The organism is Streptomyces sp. NPDC086080 (assembly GCF_044540255.1).
Lineage (GTDB): Bacteria > Actinomycetota > Actinomycetes > Streptomycetales > Streptomycetaceae > Streptomyces.
Genome location: NZ_JBITRU010000014.1, coordinates 89,922 through 109,736 on the forward strand (window position 1 = coordinate 89,922; position 19,815 = coordinate 109,736).

Genomic DNA, 19,815 nt, shown 5'->3' on the forward strand with positions numbered 1-19,815 from the left:
CCGGTAACGGGGGTGTTCGCCGGGGGCGTAGAGAGGTGTGCGGTGCGCTTCGCGGGACGCGCCGGGTGCGTTGTCGCCGTGGGGCGGCCCGGAGTGGGGGCGGCTGCGGCTCGGTGGGGGCTGGTCGCGCAGTTCCCCGCGCCCCTTCGGGGGGCTTCCCCCGCGCCGGCCCGCGATGCACCGGAGTCGCACGAACGTCGCGCGGTTCCGTGGGGCGGCCCGGAGTGGGGGCGGCTGCGGCTCGGTGGGGGCTGGTCGCGCAGTTCCCCGCGCCCCTTCGGGGGGCATCCCCGGCGCCGGCCCGCGATGCACCGGAGTCGCACGAAGGTCGCGCGGTTCGCCGCGCCCCCGGGGGTGTGGCAGGGCCCCGGGTCTTGTGTGTCCCGGGGCCCTGGTGATCACGTCAGAGGTGACGGAGGGGTCAGCCCTCGGTCTTCTCCTCGGCGGGGGCCTCGGCCTGCTCGGTGCCCTCGGCCTCGACCGCGGACGCGGACTCGGTGGTCTCGTCCTCTTCCTCGTCGTCGAGGTCGATGATCTCGCCGTTGGTGTCCTTGACCGTGGCCTTCTCGACCACGACGGCCAGGGCCTTGCCGCGGGCGACCTCACCGACGAGGAGCGGGACCTGGCCCTGCTCGACGACGGCCTGGGCGAACTGGTCGGGGGACATGCCGGAGGAGGAGGCACGCCGCATGAGGTGCTCGGTGAGCTCCTCCTGGTTGACGTTCAGCTTCTCCTGCTTGACGAGCTCGTCGAGGACGAACTGGGTCTTGATGCCCTTGACCGCGGCCTCACGGGTCTCGGCGTCGAACTCCTCCTCGGTCTTGCCCTGGATCTCCAGGTACTTCGCGAGGTCGAGGCCCATCTGGCCGAGCTGGTGGTGCTCGAGGTTGTGCTTACGGGTGTTGATCTCGTCCTCGAGCAGCTTCTCGGGGACCGGGACCTCGACCAGCTCGAGCAGCTTCTCCAGGACGCGCTCCTGGGCCTGCGTGGCCTGGTCGTACTCCTTCATGTTCTCCAGGCGCTTGCGGCTGTCCGCCTTCAGCTCCTCGAGGGTGTCGAACTCCGAGGCGAGCTGGGCGAACTCGTCGTCCAGCTCGGGCAGCTCGCGCGCGGCGACCTGGGAGACCTTGACGGTGACCTCGGCCTCCTTGCCGGCCGCGGAGCCGCCCTTGAGCTCGGAGGTGAAGGTGGCCTCGCCACCGGCCTCCAGGCCCTTCACGGCGTCGTCGATGCCGTCCAGCAGCTCGCCGGAGCCGATGGTGTAGGACACGTCGCTGGCGACGCCGTCCTCGAGGACCTCGCCCTCGACCCTGGCCTCCAGGTCGATGGTGACGACGTCGCCATCCTCGGCGGCGCGCTCCACCGGGGAGGTGGAGGCGAAGCGCTCGCGGAGCTGCTCGACCGACTTGTCGACGTCCTCGTCGGTGACCTCGACGGCGTCGACCTCGACCTCGATGCCGGAGTAGTCCGGGATCTCGATGACCGGGCGGATGTCGACCTCGGCGGTGAAGTTCAGCGTCTCGCCGTCCTTCAGCTCCGTGATGTCGACCTCGGGCTGGCCCAGGGGGTTCAGCTCCGCCTCGTTGACGGCGTCGGTGTAGAACTTCGGGAGGGCGTCGTTGACGGCCTCCTCCAGCACCGCACCGCGGCCGAAGCGCTGGTCGATGACCCGGGCCGGGACCTTGCCCTTGCGGAAGCCCTTCACCGTGACCTGCTGGTTGATCTTCTTGTACGCCGCGTCGAGGCTGTCCTTGAGCTCCTCGAAGGGCACCTCGACAGTGAGCCGAACCCGGGTCGGGTTCAGGGTCTCCACGGCGCTCTTCACGGTTCGGTCTCCTTGTGGCTGACTTCTCGGGTTCTGCCGGGACCAGAACGGTCCGGCCGATTCGCCGCCCGGAGGACTTCAGAGACACACAGGGCGTGCAGCTTGCATAGTAACGGCAGCGGCTACGGCACCCAAAAGGCGATCACCGGTGCGTGAAGCAGATGGATGGTCGGGGTGGCGGGATTTGAACCCACGGCCTTCCGCTCCCAAAGCGGACGCGCTACCAAGCTGCGCCACACCCCGTCTGGTGCGACACGTAGGGTACATGCCCCCAGGCGGAACGGCCGCCGCATTACCCGGGCCCGGTGCGGCGCCGATGGGCAGTCCGGAAACGGGGTGTGCGACGAGGGCGTACAACCCGCTACGATGCCTGTCAGTGCCGCGGCCTTCCGACGCGCGGCGCGCTCCGTGCGGGCGTAGCTCAATGGTAGAGCCCTAGTCTTCCAAACTAGCTACGCGGGTTCGATTCCCGTCGCCCGCTCTGTACGGCTCAGGGCCGGACCGAGGTCTTCTCCTCGGTCCGGCCCTGATCGTTTTCGCGGCGGGTGCCCGGCGTGGGCGGACCGGGCGGGGTCAGAAGCTGATCGAGTTGATCATCTCGGCTATCGAGTCCAGGAACCGCTGGATGTCGTCGGCCATGCCGGTCGAGGCGAGGAAGAAGCCGAAGAGGACGGCGACGACCGCCGGCCCCGCCTTGAGGGAGCCGCCTCTGATCAACACCACCAGGATGATCGCCAACAGAAGCACCACTGACAGTGAAATGGCCACAACTGATCACACCCTTGGTCGGTTCGGCTTCCCCGGCCCGGGCGACGCGACCCCGCGCACCCCGCCAGAACCATCGTGCCACCAACATGGCCCCCCTATGCGGCAGCTGACACATCATCCGCGCCGCGGCGCCCGGGTGCGGGAGGCCGTACACGCCCGCGCGGGCCAACGGCGTTTTATCGCAAGACAATTCGACGAAGCACCCGCGCGGGAAATTCGACCAGCCCGTTACCGTCCCCACACCATACAGGCGCATGTCATTCGAATTGAGGTCGTGGATACCTCAACAAACCGCGGGAGAACCCGGGAAGAGGAGTGAAAGCAGACATATCCATGGAGTCGCCGGCCGGTCCTACGCCTGGATAGGAGCGGAAAAATCGTGACAAAGTACGGTCGTTCACCGCGATTCGAGGCGCTTACCGACGCCCTGTGCCGACCATCACTTCACCGGGACGCACACATTCCCCGATCAGGGGTACCCGGATCGAATACCGATAACGACATCGGCGCTTCACGGAATGCCAAGGACAACGCTAGGATGCCTCAGATGTTCCACGCTGCCACGTCCCCCGCAAGCGCAGCGAGCCCACCTATCGTCTCCCCGTGTTTCCGCCGGGAGGGTCGGTGACGAACTCGCAGCGAACGTACGGCAACCACAGGGCACCGCTCCCCCCGGCGGAGTCACTGGCTGACGGAGTACCCAGCCCACGCGCCCCGAACAAGGAGAACGACCGCCCGGCACCGTCCGGCAGACAGCGCGACGCGTTCTTCGACAACGCCAAGTATCTGGCGATCCTGCTGGTGGCCGTGGGCCACGCCTGGGGACAGGTCCTGGACGACCGGGCCATGGAGACCGCCTATCGCATCGTGTACACGTTCCACATGCCGGCGTTCATCCTGATCTCCGGCTACTTCTCGCGCGGTTTCGACCTGGGGCCCAAGCGTGTGAAGCGGCTGATCACCGGTGTGATCGTCCCCTATGTCGTCTTCGAGACCGCCTACTCCCTGTTCGAGCGCTACGGGAACGGCAATCCGAACTACGGCGTGACACTGCTGGACCCCACGTACCACCTGTGGTTCCTGTGCGCGCTGGTCATCTGGCGGGTGACCACCCCGGTGTGGAGGACGGTTCGTCATCCGCTGGCGGTCTCCCTGGTCCTCGCCGCCCTGGGCTCCGTGTCGCCGCAGATCGGTAACGACCTGGAACTGCAGCGGGTGCTGCAGTTCCTGCCGTTCTTCGTGCTGGGCCTGACACTGCGGCCCGAGCACTTCCGGCAAGTGCGGCACCGCTCGGTGCGTCTGATGTCCCTGCCGGTGCTGGCCGCGGCGACGGCCGTCGCCTGGTATTCGGTGCCGCGCATGCACATCGACTGGCTCTACCACACGAGCGCCGCGCAGGAGTTGAGCGCCCCGTGGTGGTCGGGACCGATCATGGTGTTCGGGACACTTGCCTGCTCGCTGGTGCTCACCGCGTGCTTCCTCTCCTGGGTGCCGCGCCGCCGCATGTGGTTCACGGCGCTCGGCGCGGGGACGATGTACGGCTACCTGCTGCACGGCTTCTTCGTGAAAGCGGGCATCTACGCGGGCTGGTTCGACCATCCGGCACTGCACGAACCGCTCGGCGTGATCGGGCTGACCGTCCTCGCGGCCGCCGTCACCACGGCGCTGTGCGCCGCACCGGTGCGGCGGGCCCTGCGGTGCGTGGTGGAGCCGAAGATGGCGTGGGCCTTCCGGCAGCAGGACCCGGCCGAGGTGACACGTGGCCACGCGCCGCGGGAGAACTCCGGGACGTGCACGCGGGATGAGAAGGTCCCGGTCTAGCGTCCGGTCCGTCTCACGTCGACAGGCCGATCCGATTCACTCCACCAGGCCGAGGAGTGCGCGCATCCGCGCGTACTTCTCGGTCAGCCTTTTCCGGGTGGTCGCGTCGAGGACCGCGAGCCGGGCCGGGTCGGCGTTGTGCGCCAGGTCGGCCTCCTTCACCAGCAGCGCGCCGGGGGTGGCGAGGATGCGGGCCGCGTACGCCTCGGGCGGCTCCGCGGGCCGTTTGGTGACCGCGAGGACGATGTCCTTGGTCCGCCGGGTGAGCGGGGCGTCGTGGAGCCACTGCCGCGTGAGCCGGTCGTCCTCGACGGCGTCGTGCAGCCAGGCCGCCGCGATCTGTTCCTCGTCGCCACCGCGGGAGCGTACGCCCTCGGCGACGGCCTGGAGGTGCTCGGCGTAGGGCCGGCCCGCCTTGTCGGTCTGCCCGGCGTGCGCGGCGCGGGCGGTGGCCTCCACCCGGTCCGGGGTGAGGGGCTGGAACGGGGCGCGCGGTGTCTCGGTCACCCGTCCAGTGTGCCCCGCACCGGCCGGTCGGAGTGCGGGCGCGAGGGGAGATGACGGGCCGCCGTCGTACGCCGCCGGATCGGGCAGAAGGGGAGATGACGGGCCGTCGTACGCCGCCGGAAGGGGTGCGACCGGACCCGCTGGAGCGAAGGCCCGAGCAGACCGGCCGGGTGCGGGTGAGCCGTCCGCGGCGCGTGGTGCACGGGTCGCCGGGTGGGACGGGACAGCCGGGTGCCGGTCAGCGGGCGGCGGCGGCCGTCGGGCCCTCACGGCATATGAGCAGCAGGGCCCGGTCGTCGTTGACGTCCCTGGCGACCGCCTCGATGAGATGCCAGGCCGCGCCGTGGAAGCCGCCGGCCACGTAGCGGTCGGCCTCGCCGGTGAGGCGGTCGATGCCCTCGACCATGTCCCGGTCGGAGGTCTCCACCAGGCCGTCGGTGAACAGCATCAGCACGTCTCCGGGCCGCAGTGAGCCCTTCACCGAGTCGAACTGGGCGCCGTCGTACACGCCGAGCAGGGGACCGTCGGCCGCCTTCTCCTCCCAGCGGCCGCTGCCTGCGCTGAGCTGGAGGCCCGGCGGGTGACCGGCGGAGTAGAGCTCGTAGTCGCCGGAGTCCAGGTCGAGCACCAGGTGGATGGAGGTGGCGAAGCCCTCGTCCCAGTCCTGGCGGAGCAGATAGCCGTTGGCGGCCGGGAGGAAGGCGTGCGGCGGGAGGCTGCCGAGCAGACCGCCGAAGGCGCCCGACAGCAGCAGGGCGCGTGAACCGGCGTCCATGCCCTTGCCGGAGACGTCCGTCAGGACGACCTCCATCGTGCGCCCGCCGTTGGTGCGGGCCGCGACCACGAAGTCGCCGGAGAAGGACTGTCCGCCGGCCGGGCGCAGAGCCATCTCGCGGTGCCAGCCGCGCGGCAGGGCCGGCAGCTTGCTCTGCACCCGGATGCGCTCGCGCAGGTCGAACAGCATGGTGCCGCCGCGCCGCCAGGGCACGCCCACCCGGCTGCGGAACTGGGCGACGAGCAGACCGAAGAAGCCGCAGGCCGCGACGACGAGCACCACACCGGGGGTGACCCGGGCCGCGCCCTCGGTGTAGGGGCCGAGCTGTACCGCCTCCACGATCAAGGCGGTCGCCGCCGCCGCGTACAGGCCGAGCAGGCTCGCCGGACGCAGCAGCAGACCGCCCACGACGATCGGGACGGCCAGGGCGGCCGGCGCGCACCACACGGAGTTGGCGAGCGTCCCCGCCGCGATCAGCGGGACGGTGAGGAGCAGACCGATGAGCGCGATCCAGTCGGAGCCGTCCCCGCGGAAGTAGTCGACGGCGGCTCGGCGCACGCCGACGCGGACCCGGTGCCACTGCTTCTTCAACCGGGCCGTGAACGTGTCGGCTTCCGCGCGCCGCTCTCGTCCTGCTGCCATTAGTTCGGGACCCTATACATCGGACCGGCCGCTTGGCACGGGAGGTCCTGGTTGTCCCCCTGACCGGGGACCGGAATCACAGTCAACTTCACGGGACGCCGCCACGGGGCCAACCAGGGAAAATTCTCTCGCTCGTCCCGCATTGCCCTGGTAGGCATGGGCTCATGGCGAACGAGCATGCGGGCCCCGCGCCCGAACTCCGGGTACTGAAACCTGATGAGTGGGACGCACTGTACGCGCATCTCATCCGCGCCTTCGGCGGGCCGCCGGAGGCGGAGGAGGAGCGGGAACTGTGGAACTCACTCACCGAGTTCGACCGCTTCCTGGGTGCCTGGGACGGCGAGGAGTGCGTGGGATCGGCCGGTGCGTTCCGCTTCCGGCTGACCGTGCCCGGCGGCGCGTCCGTGCCGGCCGCGGGTGTCACGATGGTCGGCGTCGCCGCCACGCACCGACGGCGCGGGGTGCTGACGTCCCTGATGCGACGGCAGTTGGACGACGTCCGTTCCTGGGGTGAGCCGCTGGCGGTGCTCACCGCGTCCGAGCCGGCGATCTACGGCCGGTTCGGCTACGGCGCGGCCACCTTCCAGAGGGACGCGGAGATCGACACGGTACGCGCGGGTCTGTCGGTGCCGCCCGGCACTGATGACGTACGGCTGCGGTACGCCGCGCCCGGTGATGTGCTGGACGCCTGCGAGGCGGTCTACGCCCAACTGGTGCCGCGACGCCCGGGAATGCTGGCGCGGGGGCCGGGCTGGGAGCGGCTGGGGGTGCTCGACCCGGAGAGCGAGCGGGGCGGGGCGTCACCGCTTCAGTGCGTGGTCGCCGAGCGGGACGGTGGGACGGTCGGGTACGCGCGGTTCCGGGTGAAGCCGTCCTGGGGGCCGGGCGGACCCGACGGGGAGGTGGCCCTCAGCGCGCTGCAGGCACTGGATCCGGCGGCGGAAGCGGCGCTGTGGCGCTTCCTGTTCGACATCGACCTGACGTCGACGCTGGTGGCACGGGGGCGGCCGGTGGACGAGAGCTGGCAGTACCTGGTGTCGGACATACGGCGGTGCCGGCCGCGCATGCGGGACGCGCTGTATGTGCGGCTGGTGGACGTCGGCGCGGCGCTCCGGGCGCGGACGTATCAGGCCCCGGTGGACGTCGTGTTCGAGGTGGACGACGTCTTCTGCCCCTGGAACACGGGGCGTTGGCGGCTGACCGGTGACGCGAAGGGCGCCTCGTGCGTGCGTACGAAGGATGCCGCCGATCTCACCCTGTCCGTAAGGGAGTTGGGCGCCGCCTATCTGGGCGGGGTGAGTCTCACCGCGCTTGCCGCGGCCGGCCGGGTGCGTGAACTGCGGGGCGGTGCACTGGCGGAGGCGTCCCTGGCGTTCGGCAGCGGGCCCGCGCCGTGGCTGCCGCACGGCTTCTGAGGGTTCAGGGGCGCTGGCAGGCGGGGCACCAGAAGAGGTTGCGGGCGGCGAGGTCGGCGGTGCGGATCTCGCCGCCACAGATGTGGCAGGGCAGGTTGGCCCTGCGGTAGACGTACACCTCGCCGCCGTGGTCGTCGACGCGCGGCGGGCGGCCCATCGCCTCGGGGGTGTGTTCCGGGCGGACGGTGTCGATGCGGTTGTCGCGGACGCCCTCGCGCATGAGGGCGACCAGGTCGGCCCAGATCGCGTCCCACTGGGCCCGCGTGATGTCCCGGCCCGCGCGGTACGGGTCGATGCCGTGCCGGAAGAGGACTTCGGCGCGGTAGACGTTGCCCACTCCGGCGATGACCTTCTGGTCCATCAGGAGCGCGGCGATCGTCGTACGGCTCCGGCTGATCCTCCGGTACGCGAGGGCCGGGTCGGCGTCCGGGCGGAGCGGGTCGGGGCCGAGCCGGTCGTGCACCGCCCGCTTCTCGCCGTCCGTGATCAGGGCGCAGGTGGTGGGGCCCCGCAGATCGACGTACGAGGTGTCGTCGGCGAGGCGGAGACGGACGGTGTCCGTGGGCGGCGGTGCCGGGGCCGGGCCGAAGGTGACCTTGCCGAACAGGCCGAGGTGGATGTGGACCCAGTCGGTGTGCTCGGGCTCGGGGTCGCCGAAGCCGAGGAAGAGATGCTTGCCGTGGGCGTCGGTGGTGTGCAGCGGGGTGCGGTCGAGAAGGGCGGCGGCGTCGGTGAACTTGCCCTGGGGGCTGGTGACGCGGAGGGGGGCGCCGGTCACGAAGGCCTCGGCACAGTCCTTGGCCAGCCGGTGGATCGTGTGACCTTCGGGCACGGGTTGGCTCCCCCCCCTCGCTCGCTCTTCTTTCTCGTCCCGTGGGCCGCCGGCTACTGCTGGGGGTGGTGGGCCGGGATCGGGGGGAGATCGCCGGAGGTCTCGTAGGCGGAGAGCATGTCGATCCGGCGGATGTGCCGCTCGTCACCGGAGAAGGGGGTGCTCAGGAAGATCTCGACGAACTTCGTCGCCTCGTCCTGGCTGTGCATGCGCGCGCCCACCGCGACGACGTTGGCGTCGTTGTGCTGACGGCCCAGAGCCGCCGTCTCCTCGCTCCACGCCAGGGCCGCCCGTACGCCCTTGACCTTGTTCGCGGCCATCTGCTCGCCGTTGCCGGAGCCGCCGATCACGATGCCGAGGGAGCCCGGGTCCGCGGCGGTCCGCTCCGCGGCGCGGAGGCAGAAGGGCGGGTAGTCGTCCTGGGCGTCGTAGATGTGCGGGCCGCAGTCGACGGGCTCATGACCCGCGTCCCTGAGCCAGTCGACGAGGTGGTTCTTGAGTTCGTAGCCCGCATGGTCGGAGCCGAGATACACGCGCATGCGTCGAGTGTGACATGGCTGCCGCGGGGCGGCGGCTCGGGGTGGCCGCAGGGGCGCGCGCGGGGGCTCGTCACGGGTCCGGGCGGGCGGACACGTTGCCGGGAAGGGGGCCGAGGGCCGGGGCCCGCGGGGTGACGGCCGCGGGCGTCCTGGCCCTGTTTCAGAGCACCGTGAAGCTCTTCTTGACCCTCTCGTACGTCTTCAGCGCCGCCGCCCCGGTCTCCGGGCGGTACCAGGTGTTGATCTGGTACGACGTGCCGTCGACGTTGAAGCCCAGCAGCCGGGCGTGCCAGGGGAGGCCCTTGAGGGTGAAGGTGTACTCCCAGATCACCGCGGGGTGGCCGCGGAACGTCGTCTCCCCCAGTCGGATCTTCACGTAGTCCTGGCCCTGGTGGGCGTTGCGTTCCGAGGTCTGCCAGGTCTCGAGGAGGTCACCGCGGGCGAGGGAGGACTTCGCGGCGAGTTCCTGGCTGCCGTCCGGGGACGTGTAGTGGATCTCGGCTCCCGTCTGCACGTCCCGCCGCCACCCGTCGGGCGGCGCCCAGGCGAACCCGCCCGCCTCCCGGCGGGCGCCCGGGGGGAGGGTGGCGGGACGGGAGGTGCCTTCGACGGTGGGCGAGGGGGTGCCGGTGACGGACGGGGCGCTCGCCGAGGCGCCGGCCCGGTCACGGCGCCCCGTCTCACCGGCCGTCGCCACCAGGACGACGGCCACGGCCACGGCGGCGACCCCGGCGGCAGCGGCGGCCACCATGGCCCGCCGCCGCCGTCGCCGTCCGGCGCGGCTCCGGTCGGCCGCGACCGCGCCGTCCGGGGCGGTTCCGCCCTCCGGCAGGGGCACCGGCCGCCGCTCGGTGAGCGCCCGGGCCAGCTCGACGTCCTCCGCCGCCGCTGCTGCTCGTCCACGCCGGGCAACGGGCACCCCGCCGCCCCCCGTGCCCCCCTCCGGCTCCCCGCCCGGCCCGCCGGTCCCGGCCCGGGCCTTCACGGGCCACGGCTCCGGGCCGGATCCCGCACTCCCGGTCTCCGACCGCTGCGGTCCGGCCCCCGGTCCGTACGACTCCCCACCGGTCGGGGCATCCGGGCTGCCCGCTCCAAGCCCTTCGCCCCGGTACAGGCCTCCACCGACCGGAGACCCCGGGCCGCCGACTCCGTGCCCCGGGCGTCCGCCGGCGGCCTCGGGCGCCTCAAGCGCACTCCCAAGCTCCGGACCGGAGCCCCCACTCCCGGGACCGGACCACTGCCCTCCGATCCCGGGCCCATACGACTCGGCGCCGACCGGAGACCCCGGGCCGGCGAGTCCGCGCCCCGGGCGTCCGGCGGCGGTCTCGGGCGTCTGGAGCGCGCCAGGCTCCGGGGCCGGGCGTTGGCCGCTCACCCCGGAGGCTTCTGGGACGGGATCGAGTTCGTGGGACCCGGGGTCCGCGTCACCCGGCTCGGGGCTCGCGGGGCCGCCGGTCGCCCCGGGAGCACTGGCACCGCCCACTCCCCCAGGTCCGGAGGACTCGGCTCCGCGAGGGGCGGAACCCGCGACACCGGGCCCCGGAGCAAGCGGCCCGCCCCCGGGCTCCGCGACCCCGCCTACGCCCCCACGCCCCGAGCGCTCAAGACCGAGCCCGGCATCGTCAGGCCCGTCGGCGTGCTCAGGCCGCCCCGGGCCCCCCGCCTCGGAAGCGTCCGCCCCGTCCCTCGTCCCCGGGATCGGGATCGGGATCGGGACCGGGACCGGGATCGAGCCCGCCTCTTCGGCCCGGGGTTCCGTTCCCCTCGGTCCGCCGTCGGCGAAGTCCGGTTCCCCCTGCCCCGAGCCCCTGACGCCGGCGCCCGGCTCTCCCTCCGCGCCCGGAGGATCGGGGGCGAGGGGGGTCGGGGCCGTCGGTGGGAGGAGGGAGGGGAGCGTGGGGGTCGGGGGTGGGTGGGCTATGAGGGTCAGGGTGGAGCGCAGGACGTCGAGGGTGGGGCGGGCGCCGGGGTCCTTGTGCAGGAGGGCGGTGAGGATGTCGCGCAGAGGGCCCGCCGACGGGGGGATGTCGGGGGGTTCGTAGAGGACCGCGTGCAGGGTGGCCAGGGTGGTCGCGCGGGTGAAGGGGGAGTGGCCGGCCAGGGCCGCGCAGAGGGTGGCCCCAAGGGACCAGAGGTCCGACGGCGGGCCCTGCGGCCGCCCGGAGACCCGCTCGGGGGCCATGTAGTCGGGGGAGCCGACCAGCATCCCCACCATGGTGAGGGCCTTGGCGTCCTGGATCGCGGCGATACCGAAGTCCGTGAGGACGGTACGTCGCCCTTCCGCTTCCTCCACCAGCACGTTCCCGGGCTTGATGTCCCGGTGCAGCACACCCCGCGCATGGACCTGCCGCAGCGCCGCCAGCAGCCCCAGCCCGATGCGCGCCGTGGCACGCGGGTCCAGCGGCCCGTCCTCCGCGATGATCCGCTCCAGCGAGCGGCCGGCCACCAACTCCATGACGATCCACAGGCGTTCGCCCTCGTCGACCACGTCGTAGACCCGTACGACATGGGGGTGGTCGATCCGGGCGGTCGCCCTCGCCTCGCGCAGGGTGCGCTCCCGGCGCGTTCCGGAGTCCTCCGCGTCGAGGCCGTCCACCCGCATTTCCTTCACCGCGACCTGCCGGTCGAGGATTTCGTCGGCGGCCCGCCACACCCGCCCCATTCCCCCCTGGCCGATACTCTGGACCAGCCGATACCGCCCTGCCACCAGTATCCCTGGAACACCGCCACTGTGCATATTTCCCGGCAATGGGCTGCACCCCCTCCGCGATGGTTCGCGATGCGCCGCGTGAAACTCAATAGTCACACTTCAGGCCGTCCCAGCATAGTGCGGACAAATCTTGTGGTACCTCTTCCAGTACGCCGAATTCAGGCGCAGGCAAGGGGGGCGAACATGAGTTCTCGTCGCACGACGATCACCACAGGATCGCTGGTCATAGCATCCTTCTCGGCGGTCCTGATCCTTTCCGGAACCGCCGGAGCGGACGATCAGGGACCGGGGAGCAGTAAAGGGGGAAAGGTCGTCGACCAGGCTCCCGCGGGGGTCGAACTGACCACACTTCTGCCCGCGAAGATCTCCGTCGACAATGATTCGGGAAAGACCGACATCACCGCCACGGTGAAGAACGGGGGAACCGCGGACAGCGGAGAGATCAGCCTTCTCGTCGTCGGTTTCGACGGGCTCACCGTCGAGAAAGCCGAAGGCTGCTCCCCCATTGCCGAGGAAAATCTTCCGGAGGGCTCGAACAGCGGTTTCAGCTGCCCCGTCGGCACTCTCGCGGCGGGCGCCTCGAAGTCGTACGCCGTCGACGCGACGTACGACCTGAGCAAGGCCGGGAAGATCTGTCTGCCCGTGCAGTCGGCGGACGGCACGAAGACGTTCTGGCAGCAGGGGCCGGTGCCGTTCGGTACCGCCAATCCCTCGCCCGACGCCCCGGCGACCCCGCTGCTCCTCGGTACCGACAACCAGCCGGCCGGCCCGGGAGCGGATGAGTTGGCCCGGACGGGGCCCGCCGAACGGCAGGCGCTGCTGGGGGCTGCCGCCGCCTCGATGGTCACGGCCGGCGCGGCCGCACTGTGGTGGTCCTCGCGCCGACGGGCCGAGGCCCGGACCGGGACCGGGGCCAAAACCGGGACCGGGACCGGGGCCGGGGCGCCGTAACACCGGCGGGCCGGGACACCGTGCCCCGGTGGCGCCACGCGAAGAGGCTCGCCGTCGACCACGACCGGCGAGCCTCGTCCTCGTGCGCCGTCAGACGGTCACCGCTTGCCGGCGAACTTCCAGGCCGTCGGCAGCACGCCCATCGCCAGGGCCGCCTTCAGGGCGTCGCCGATGAGGAACGGGGTCAGGCCGGCCGCGATCGCGGCGGAGGCGGACATACCGGTGGCGAGAGCCAGGTAGGGCACGCCGACGGCGTAGATGATCGCGGAGCCGAGCACCATGGTGCCCGCCGTCCGCCAGACGGAGCGGTCGGCGCCACGGCGGGCGAGCGCGCCCACGGCGGCGGCGGCCAGCAGCATGCCGAGGATGTAGCCGAAGGACGGCGCCGCCATCCCCGAGTTGCCCTCCGCGAACCACGGCACCCCGGCCATGCCCACCAGCGCGTACACCGCGAGGGAGGCGAAGCCGCGGCGGGCGCCGAGGGCGGTGCCGACGAGGAGCGCCGCGAAGGTCTGGCCGGTCACCGGCACCGGGGAGCCGGGGACGGGCACCGCGATCTGGGCGGCGAGGCCGGTGAACGCGGCACCGCCGAGCACCAGCGCGACATCCCGGACGCGGGAGGCCGGGATGAGGTCGGCCAGGACCTGTCCGGGGCGGGCGGACGTGACGGAAGCGGTGCTCATGGGGTCTCCGCGGGGATGAGGGCGGTTGGGGACACCGTGACGCTATACCGGTGCCCCCGCGCCGATCACCGTCAGCGTTCGACAAAGGCGCGAACACGGACTTGGTGGGCTCCGGACAAAGATCACGGATGGCCGGGGGTACGGGGTGACGCCGGTCACTGAGGTGAGGTGGTGTCGCCAACAGGCGGCGGGGGAACGGCGGCTGTAGGGAACCACCAAACCGGCGGAGGGGGCGTGCCGGCGTTCCAGCACCCCGCGCGGCATCACGGGAACTCCGGAACACGCGCGGGCCACCGCGTGCGCCGGGACCCACGGACAGCCCTTTCTGCTGTTAGCCTGCTATTGCAACTCAAGTGCAATAAGCCCCTGCCCCTGTGGTCGCCTTCTCACCGTTCACCCGGCAGGCGGAAAGAAGGAAGCCCTCGCGAGGACGTGACTCACGGGGGCTTCCGGTATGCGGCAATCCGGGTCATGGTTGCACAATGGCGACACCCAGGACACTGACGCTGAGCTGCTCGACCTGCAAGGGGAGGCATCCCCACCGGCAGCTGACCCGAGGCGAAGAGGCCAGGGCCAAGGAGCAGCTGGGCCTCAGGGCCGTGTACGACTTGTGGCTCTGCGAGAACGTCGTGGACGCGGAGACCGGCGGGCGGTGCCGGACCTTGCGCAGGCACCTGGCCGAGAACCCGTTCCGCGAGCCCGTCAAACTGCTGCCGCCGGAGTGAGCGTCACAGGTTGCTGAAGTCCGGCTCCTTCGTGCGGCTGCGCTTGATCTCGTAGAAGCCGGGGACGGAGGCCACCGCGAGGGTGCCGTCCCACAGGCGGGCGGCCTCCTCGCCCTTCGGGGCCGGGGTGACGACCGGGCCGAAGAAGGCGATCTGCTCCCCGTCGGGGCCGGGAACCGCTATCACGGGCGTACCGACGTCCTGGCCGACCTTGTCGATGCCCTCCTTGTGGGAGGCGCGCAGCTGGGGCTCGTACGGGGTGGAGTCCCAGTGCTCCATGAGGGAGGCGGGCAGGCCGACCTCCTTCAGGGCGGCGGCGACCGTCTCCCTGCCGGGGCCCTCGCCGTTGGTGTGGATGCGGGTGCCGAGAGCGGTGTAGAGGTCGCCGAGCACCTGCGCGCCGTGCTCCTCCTGTGCCGCGACGACGACCCGGACCGGCCCCCAGGCCTTGGTCTCCAGCAGCTCGCGGTAGTCGTCGGGGAGCTCGTCGAGCTTGTCCTCGTTGAGCACCGCGAGGCTCATCAGATGCCAGCGGACCTCGATGTCCCGCACCTTCTCCACCTCCCGCACCCAGCGCGAGGTCATCCAGGCCCAGGGGCACAGCGGGTCGAACCAGAAGTCGACGGGCGTGGCGGGAGACTTGTCCGGCATGTCACTCCTCGTGAAGGTGGTATCCCAGCGCGACAACGCCGCGGCCCGCCCCGCCCATTCCCGGCTGCCCCGGGTCAGGGGCGCATGGCAGGATCGGTCCTGTCCATCCCTGTCGACGACGACGCATGAGGAGTCCACCCGTGCCCGGTGAGAACCTGACCCGTGACGAGGCCCGGGAGCGGGCCGCCCTGCTGTCCGTGGACGGGTACGAGGTGTCCCTCGACCTCCGGTCGGCACTCGGCGAGCACAGCGGCGAGGGTCCGCGCACCTTCCGGTCCGTGACCACCGTGCGGTTCCGCTGCGCCGAGCCGGGCGCGAGCAGCTTCGCGGACCTGATCGCGCCGGGCGTCACCGCCGTCTCCCTGAACGGGCGGGACCTCGACCCCGGCCAGGTCTTCGACGGCTCGCGGATCCTGCTGGAGGACCTCGCCGAGGAGAACGAACTGCTCGTGGACGCGCAGTGCGCCTACTCCCGTACCGGCGAGGGCATGCACCGCTTCGTCGACCCCGAGGACGGCGAGGTGTACCTGTACACCCAGTACGAGCCCGCCGACTCCCGCCGGGTCTTCGCCAACTTCGAGCAGCCCGACCTCAAGGCCCCGTACCGCTTCGAGGTGCGCGCGCCCGAGGGCTGGACCGTGTGGAGCAACGGCGCCGGTGAACTCACCGACGGGGTGTGGCGGTTCGCCGAGACCAAGCCCATCTCGACGTACATCACCTGTGTCGTCGCGGGCCCGTACCACTACGTCACGGACTCCTACGAGCGGGTCTTCGAGGACGGCACGCGGCTGGAGATCCCGCTCGGCGCGATGTGCCGCAAGGGCCTCGCCCCGCACTTCGACGCCGACGACGTCTTCCTGGTGACCAAGCAGGGCCTGGACTTCTTCCACGACCACTTCGACTACCCGTACCCGTTCGGCAAGTACGACCAGGCCTTCGTGCCGGAGTACAACCTGGGCGCGATGGAGAACCCGGGGATGGTCACCTTCCGCGAGGAGTTCATCTTCCGGGGCAAGGTCACGCGGGCGTCGTACGAGGGCCGGGCGAACGTCGTCCTGCACGAGATGGCGCACATGTGGTTCGGCGACCTGGTCACCATGGAGTGGTGGGACGACCTGTGGCTGAAGGAGTCCTTCGCCGACTTCATGGGCGCGTTCTCGCTGGTCGGCGCGACCCGCTTCACCGACGGCTGGATCACCTTCGCCAACCGCCGCAAGGCGTGGGCGTACCGGGCGGACCAGCTGCCCTCCACCCATCCGATCACCGCGGACATCCGCGACCTGCAGGACGCCAAGCTCAACTTCGACGGCATCACGTACGCCAAGGGCGCCTCGGTGCTCAAGCAACTGGTGGCGTACGTCGGCCAGGACGCGTTCCTGGAGGGCGCCCGCCGCTACTTCAAGCGGCACGCGTACGGCAACACGCGCCTCGGTGACCTGCTGTCGGCCCTGGAGGAGACCAGCGGGCGGGACATGGGCGCGTGGTCCCGTTCCTGGCTGCAGACGGCCGGCGTCAACTCCCTCACTCCGCAGGTGCTGTTGAACGCGGACGGCCGGATCGACGAGCTGGCCGTCGTGCAGGAGGCCGCCGCTGTGCCCGATCAGCCGACTCCGTCGGCGGGGCACCCCGAACTGCGCCCTCACCGCGTGGCGGTGGGCCTCTACCGGCGCACGGAGGCGGGCACGCTGGAGCGGTACGCGCAGGCCGAGACGGACGTCGACGGGCCGCGTACGGTCGTGGCGGAGCTGGCGGGCGCGGACGCGCCGGAGCTGGTGCTGGTCAACGACGACGACCTGACCTACTGCAAGACTCGCTTCGACGAGACGTCACTGGTGACGCTGCGGGAGCACCTGGGCTCGCTGACCGACCCGCTCGCCCGCGCGCTGTGCTGGTCGGCGCTGTGGAACATGACGCGGGACGCGCTGCTGCCGGCCGGGGAGTTCACCGAGCTGGTGCTGAGGTTCGCGGGCCGCGAGTCCGACATCGGCGTGCTGCAGATGCTGCACGCGTGGGCGGAGTCGGCCACCGTGCACTACACCGCGCCCGAGCGGCGGGAGCAGGCCGGGCGCCGGCTCGCCGACGGCGCCTCGGCCGAGCTGCGGGCCGCCGAGGCGGGCAGCGAGCACCAGCTGGCGTGGGCGAGGTTCTTCGCCCGCACGGCGGACGCACCGGCCGACTTCGAGCTGCTGACCTCGCTCCTCGACGGCACGGAGACCCTGCCGGGGCTCGAGGTGGACCAGGAGCTGCGCTGGGCGTTCCTGGAGCCGCTGGCCGCGCACGGGGCGGCGGACGAGAAGCGGCTGGACGAGGAGCTGGCCAGGGACGACACCGCGTCCGGCAAGCGGCACCACGTGCGCTGTCTGGCCGCGCGCCCGTCGGCGGCGGTCAAGGCGCAGGGCTGGGCCCAGGTCGTGGAGTCGGACGCGCTGTCCAACGCGCTGGTGGAGGCGACGATCGCGGGCTTCGCCCAGCCGTCGCAGCGGGAACTGCTCGCGCCGTACGCGGAGAAGTACTTCGCCGCGATCGAGCGGGTGTGGACCGAGCGGTCGATCCAGATCGCCATGGTCGTGGTCAAGGGTCTGTTCCCCTCCTTGCAGGACGCGCGGGCGACGCTGGACGCGACGGACGCCTGGCTCACCTCCCACGCGGACGCGGCCCCGGCCCTGCGCCGCCTGGTCCTGGAGTCCCGCGACGACCTCGCGCGGGCGCTGCGCGGCCAGGAGTGCGACAGGGCGGCCGCCGGTCACTGAGGGCCTCGGCGCCTCCCCGCCTCCTCGGGGCGCCTACCTTTGGCCTACGATGCGGCGTTCCGTCATCGTTACGGAATGCGGCACGAGGCAGCCGTAACCCCTGGCCGTCCGCGAACGGACCAGGGGTTTTCGGTATCCGAACATGCGTCCTTTAGTGCGGGCTTGTCCTTGTTTGTCGACGAGCCTGTAACAGGGGTTCGAGGGCGGGCCGAAGGCGGGAAATTGCCGGTCATGAACCACAACACCCCGCTCTCCCCCCGCCCCCTGCACCACCTCGCCGCCGGCGCCGGACGCCGTGTGCTGACCCACACACAGCTCCGCGCCCACGGCGTCTCGGCCGCTCAGGCCGGTGCGCAGTGCCGCCCCGGCGGGCCCTGGCAGCAGCTCCTCCCGGGCGTCGTCCTCCTCCACCCGGGCCCGCCGACCAGCGAGGAACGCCTGCACGCGGTGCTGCTGTACGCGGCACGGGAGCGGACCGTGAGCGTCCCCGTCCAGCCCGGCGCGGACCAGCCGCCCGCGTCCCCCTACGGGGAGGCGATGATCACCGGGCTGGCGGCGCTGACCCTGCACGGCTTCGCCTCCGCTCCCCCGCTGCCGTCCCTGGAGACCTTCGACATCCTGGTCCCGCGGCTGCGCCGGCTGCGCTCGACGGGCTGCGCGCGCATCGTCCGCACCCCGGCCCTGCCCGTCCCGGAGCAGGTCACGGGCCTGCCGGTGGCACCCGTGCCGCGCGCGCTGGCCGACGCCGTGGCGGGCCTGGACGACGCGACCGTCGTGCGCCTGCTGCTGACGGAGGCGGTCCGCGGCGGCCACTGCGAACCGGCGGCGGTGGTACGGGAGCTGACCGGCGCGAAGCTGCTGAACCGGCCGCACGTGGTGGACGCGGTGGACTCGCTGCTGGCCGAGGGGCGGGCGCTGGCGGAGGCGCGGCTGTACCGGATGGTGCGCGACCACGGCCTGCCGGACCCGTGCTGGAACGTCGAACTGCGGTTGCCGGGCGGCCCCCACCTCGGCGGGCTGGACGCGTACTGGCCGGAGCAGGCGGTGGCGGTGGAACTCGACACCCGCGCGCCCCGCCCCGGCCGGCGCCCCGAGGACGACACGGAGTGGACGGAGCACGCCCGCAGGCGCGAGCACCTGGAACGCCTCGGCATCACGGTCGTCCACGTCACCCCGCGGGGCCTGCGGGACGCGGTGGAGGAGCAGGCCGCGACGGTCCGCACCGCCCTGACGGCAGCGGGCGACCGGGAACCACCGGCCTACGTCGCGGTCCTGCCACGCTAGAAGGCCCGTCCGGCGAACCGGGCTGGAGGCAACCGACGGTATCCGGCAGGCCGGGCCGCGCGGGGTCCGGTGCGTTCAGCTGCGAGGCCGAGGAGGGCGGCGACACCGAGCGGCGACCACCGACCACAACACCGCGGACGAGCGTGCCGGACCCCACGACCCCCGGCACGATCCGCCCGACACGTCCAAGGCACCTCGGCTGCGGTGCCTCCCGCCCGGCAGACTCGCGGAACCGGGGCCGGTACAGGAGGAGGGCCCGGCGGCCCGGCGGCCCGTCCCCCCGGCCCCTCGCGCGCCACTACCCCTCGACCGGCTCCGCCCGCCCCGTCGGCGGGCGTTGGCGCCACAGGCGCAGGGCGATGTCGACCAGGCGGATGCGGGTCAGACCCGAGACGGCGTCCAGGGGCTGCCAGGCGGCGAGTTCGGTGGAGCCGTTGACCTCGTGGCGCAGTTCACCGCCGGTGACACGGGCCTCGTACACCAGCCGTACGCCCTGGTGGTCGACGGTGCGGCCGAATCGGGCGGGGAAGGTGCGGCGGGTGGAGTGCACGCCGAGCAGCGCGGTGACCTCGACGAGATAGCCGGTCTCCTCCTCGACCTCCCGGCGCACGGTGTCATAGGGGTCCTCGCCGTGCTCCATCCCCCCGCCCGGCAGCACCCACTCGGAGACACCTCCGGGTCCCGGGGACCGGGCGAGCAGGAGCTGCCCTTCGCGTACCACCACGGCATAGGCCGCCACCCTCAACTTCTGTCGCATCACAGGACGTTAACCCGGCAGCCGCTCATTTTCGGCCTGCTCTGCCGGCCACCGTACGGGAGCGTCCTGACACCGTGGGTGCTCCGGGGAGGCCCGACCCTGCGTCCGCAAGGGCGACTTGTCGGCTTCGGACCCCATCTCCCCATAAGCGCATCGGGGGTTTTCCCCACACCTCCAATT

At 71.8% G+C, this 19,815-nt stretch carries 16 protein-coding genes and 2 tRNA genes; 7 read left to right on the top strand and 11 right to left on the bottom strand.

The window, feature by feature from the left end:
- Nucleotides 1-421: 421 nt before the first annotated feature.
- Entirely contained in the window at nt 422-1,825 is a 1,404-nt protein-coding gene (gene tig / locus ACIF9R_RS18460) for a trigger factor (RefSeq protein ID WP_399980920.1), read from the bottom strand.
- 166 nt (nt 1,826-1,991) lie between these two features.
- Nucleotides 1,992-2,068 (bottom strand) — tRNA-Pro (locus tag ACIF9R_RS18465).
- Nucleotides 2,069-2,235: 167 nt separating this feature from the next.
- Between ACIF9R_RS18465 and ACIF9R_RS18470 the strand changes: the two genes are divergently transcribed.
- Nucleotides 2,236-2,306: transfer RNA gene (locus ACIF9R_RS18470), tRNA-Gly, on the top strand.
- A 92-nt stretch (nt 2,307-2,398) separates the two neighbouring features.
- On the opposite strand, the gene ACIF9R_RS18475 is transcribed toward ACIF9R_RS18470, so the two are convergent.
- Nucleotides 2,399-2,593: a hypothetical protein gene (locus ACIF9R_RS18475; RefSeq protein ID WP_399980922.1), complete on the bottom strand. Its 195-nt coding sequence runs from the start codon at nt 2,591-2,593 to the stop codon at nt 2,399-2,401.
- 624 nt (nt 2,594-3,217) lie between these two features.
- Between ACIF9R_RS18475 and ACIF9R_RS18480 the strand changes: the two genes are divergently transcribed.
- Nucleotides 3,218-4,414 carry an acyltransferase family protein gene (locus tag ACIF9R_RS18480; RefSeq protein WP_399980924.1) on the top strand — a complete coding sequence of 399 codons (1,197 nt, stop codon included), beginning with the start codon at nt 3,218-3,220 and terminating at the stop codon, nt 4,412-4,414.
- A 36-nt stretch (nt 4,415-4,450) separates the two neighbouring features.
- Here ACIF9R_RS18480 and ACIF9R_RS18485 read toward each other — a convergent pair whose 3' ends face one another.
- Nucleotides 4,451-4,921 (bottom strand): HD domain-containing protein, encoded by a 471-nt coding sequence (locus ACIF9R_RS18485; RefSeq protein WP_399980927.1) that lies wholly within the window; start codon nt 4,919-4,921, stop codon nt 4,451-4,453.
- Between the two features lie 238 nt (nt 4,922-5,159).
- The gene (locus ACIF9R_RS18490) at nt 5,160-6,338 is read right to left on the bottom strand and encodes a PP2C family protein-serine/threonine phosphatase (protein WP_399980930.1); all 1,179 of its coding nucleotides are present in this window, start codon (nt 6,336-6,338) and stop codon (nt 5,160-5,162) included.
- 164 nt (nt 6,339-6,502) lie between these two features.
- Between ACIF9R_RS18490 and ACIF9R_RS18495 the strand changes: the two genes are divergently transcribed.
- Entirely contained in the window at nt 6,503-7,753 is a 1,251-nt protein-coding gene (locus tag ACIF9R_RS18495; protein WP_399980932.1) for a GNAT family N-acetyltransferase, read from the top strand.
- A 4-nt stretch (nt 7,754-7,757) separates the two neighbouring features.
- On the opposite strand, the gene ACIF9R_RS18500 is transcribed toward ACIF9R_RS18495, so the two are convergent.
- The 3 genes from ACIF9R_RS18500 to ACIF9R_RS18510 form a co-directional block, all read right to left on the bottom strand.
- Nucleotides 7,758-8,585 carry an Fpg/Nei family DNA glycosylase gene (locus ACIF9R_RS18500; RefSeq protein ID WP_399980935.1) on the bottom strand — a complete coding sequence of 276 codons (828 nt, stop codon included), beginning with the start codon at nt 8,583-8,585 and terminating at the stop codon, nt 7,758-7,760.
- 53 nt (nt 8,586-8,638) lie between these two features.
- The gene (locus ACIF9R_RS18505) at nt 8,639-9,124 is read right to left on the bottom strand and encodes a ribose-5-phosphate isomerase (RefSeq protein ID WP_399980938.1); all 486 of its coding nucleotides are present in this window, start codon (nt 9,122-9,124) and stop codon (nt 8,639-8,641) included.
- Nucleotides 9,125-9,284: 160 nt separating this feature from the next.
- Complete coding sequence (locus tag ACIF9R_RS18510; RefSeq protein WP_399981151.1) at nt 9,285-11,786, bottom strand: protein kinase; 2,502 nt, start codon at nt 11,784-11,786, stop codon at nt 9,285-9,287.
- A gap of 231 nt (nt 11,787-12,017) precedes the next feature.
- Here ACIF9R_RS18510 and ACIF9R_RS18515 point away from each other — a divergent pair, with 231 nt between their 5' ends.
- A complete protein-coding gene (locus tag ACIF9R_RS18515; protein WP_399980941.1) occupies nt 12,018-12,785 on the top strand; it encodes a hypothetical protein in 768 nt (255 codons plus the stop codon).
- 98 nt (nt 12,786-12,883) lie between these two features.
- Here ACIF9R_RS18515 and ACIF9R_RS18520 read toward each other — a convergent pair whose 3' ends face one another.
- On the bottom strand, nt 12,884-13,468 hold the full coding sequence (locus ACIF9R_RS18520) for a biotin transporter BioY (RefSeq protein WP_399980944.1): 585 nt from the start codon (nt 13,466-13,468) through the stop codon (nt 12,884-12,886).
- Between the two features lie 482 nt (nt 13,469-13,950).
- Here ACIF9R_RS18520 and ACIF9R_RS18525 point away from each other — a divergent pair, with 482 nt between their 5' ends.
- Nucleotides 13,951-14,193 (top strand): hypothetical protein, encoded by a 243-nt coding sequence (locus ACIF9R_RS18525; protein WP_399980947.1) that lies wholly within the window; start codon nt 13,951-13,953, stop codon nt 14,191-14,193.
- A 3-nt stretch (nt 14,194-14,196) separates the two neighbouring features.
- On the opposite strand, the gene ACIF9R_RS18530 is transcribed toward ACIF9R_RS18525, so the two are convergent.
- Nucleotides 14,197-14,844: a DsbA family protein gene (locus ACIF9R_RS18530; protein ID WP_399980949.1), complete on the bottom strand. Its 648-nt coding sequence runs from the start codon at nt 14,842-14,844 to the stop codon at nt 14,197-14,199.
- A 140-nt stretch (nt 14,845-14,984) separates the two neighbouring features.
- Here ACIF9R_RS18530 and pepN point away from each other — a divergent pair, with 140 nt between their 5' ends.
- Nucleotides 14,985-17,594, top strand: a complete 2,610-nt coding sequence (gene pepN, locus ACIF9R_RS18535) for an aminopeptidase N (RefSeq protein WP_399980952.1) — start codon at nt 14,985-14,987, stop codon at nt 17,592-17,594.
- A gap of 231 nt (nt 17,595-17,825) precedes the next feature.
- The gene (locus ACIF9R_RS18540) at nt 17,826-18,878 is read left to right on the top strand and encodes a hypothetical protein (RefSeq protein ID WP_399980954.1); all 1,053 of its coding nucleotides are present in this window, start codon (nt 17,826-17,828) and stop codon (nt 18,876-18,878) included.
- 298 nt (nt 18,879-19,176) lie between these two features.
- On the opposite strand, the gene ACIF9R_RS18545 is transcribed toward ACIF9R_RS18540, so the two are convergent.
- Nucleotides 19,177-19,635, bottom strand: coding sequence for an NUDIX hydrolase (locus ACIF9R_RS18545; protein ID WP_399980958.1), 459 nt, complete (start codon nt 19,633-19,635; stop codon nt 19,177-19,179).
- Nucleotides 19,636-19,815: the final 180 nt, after the last annotated feature.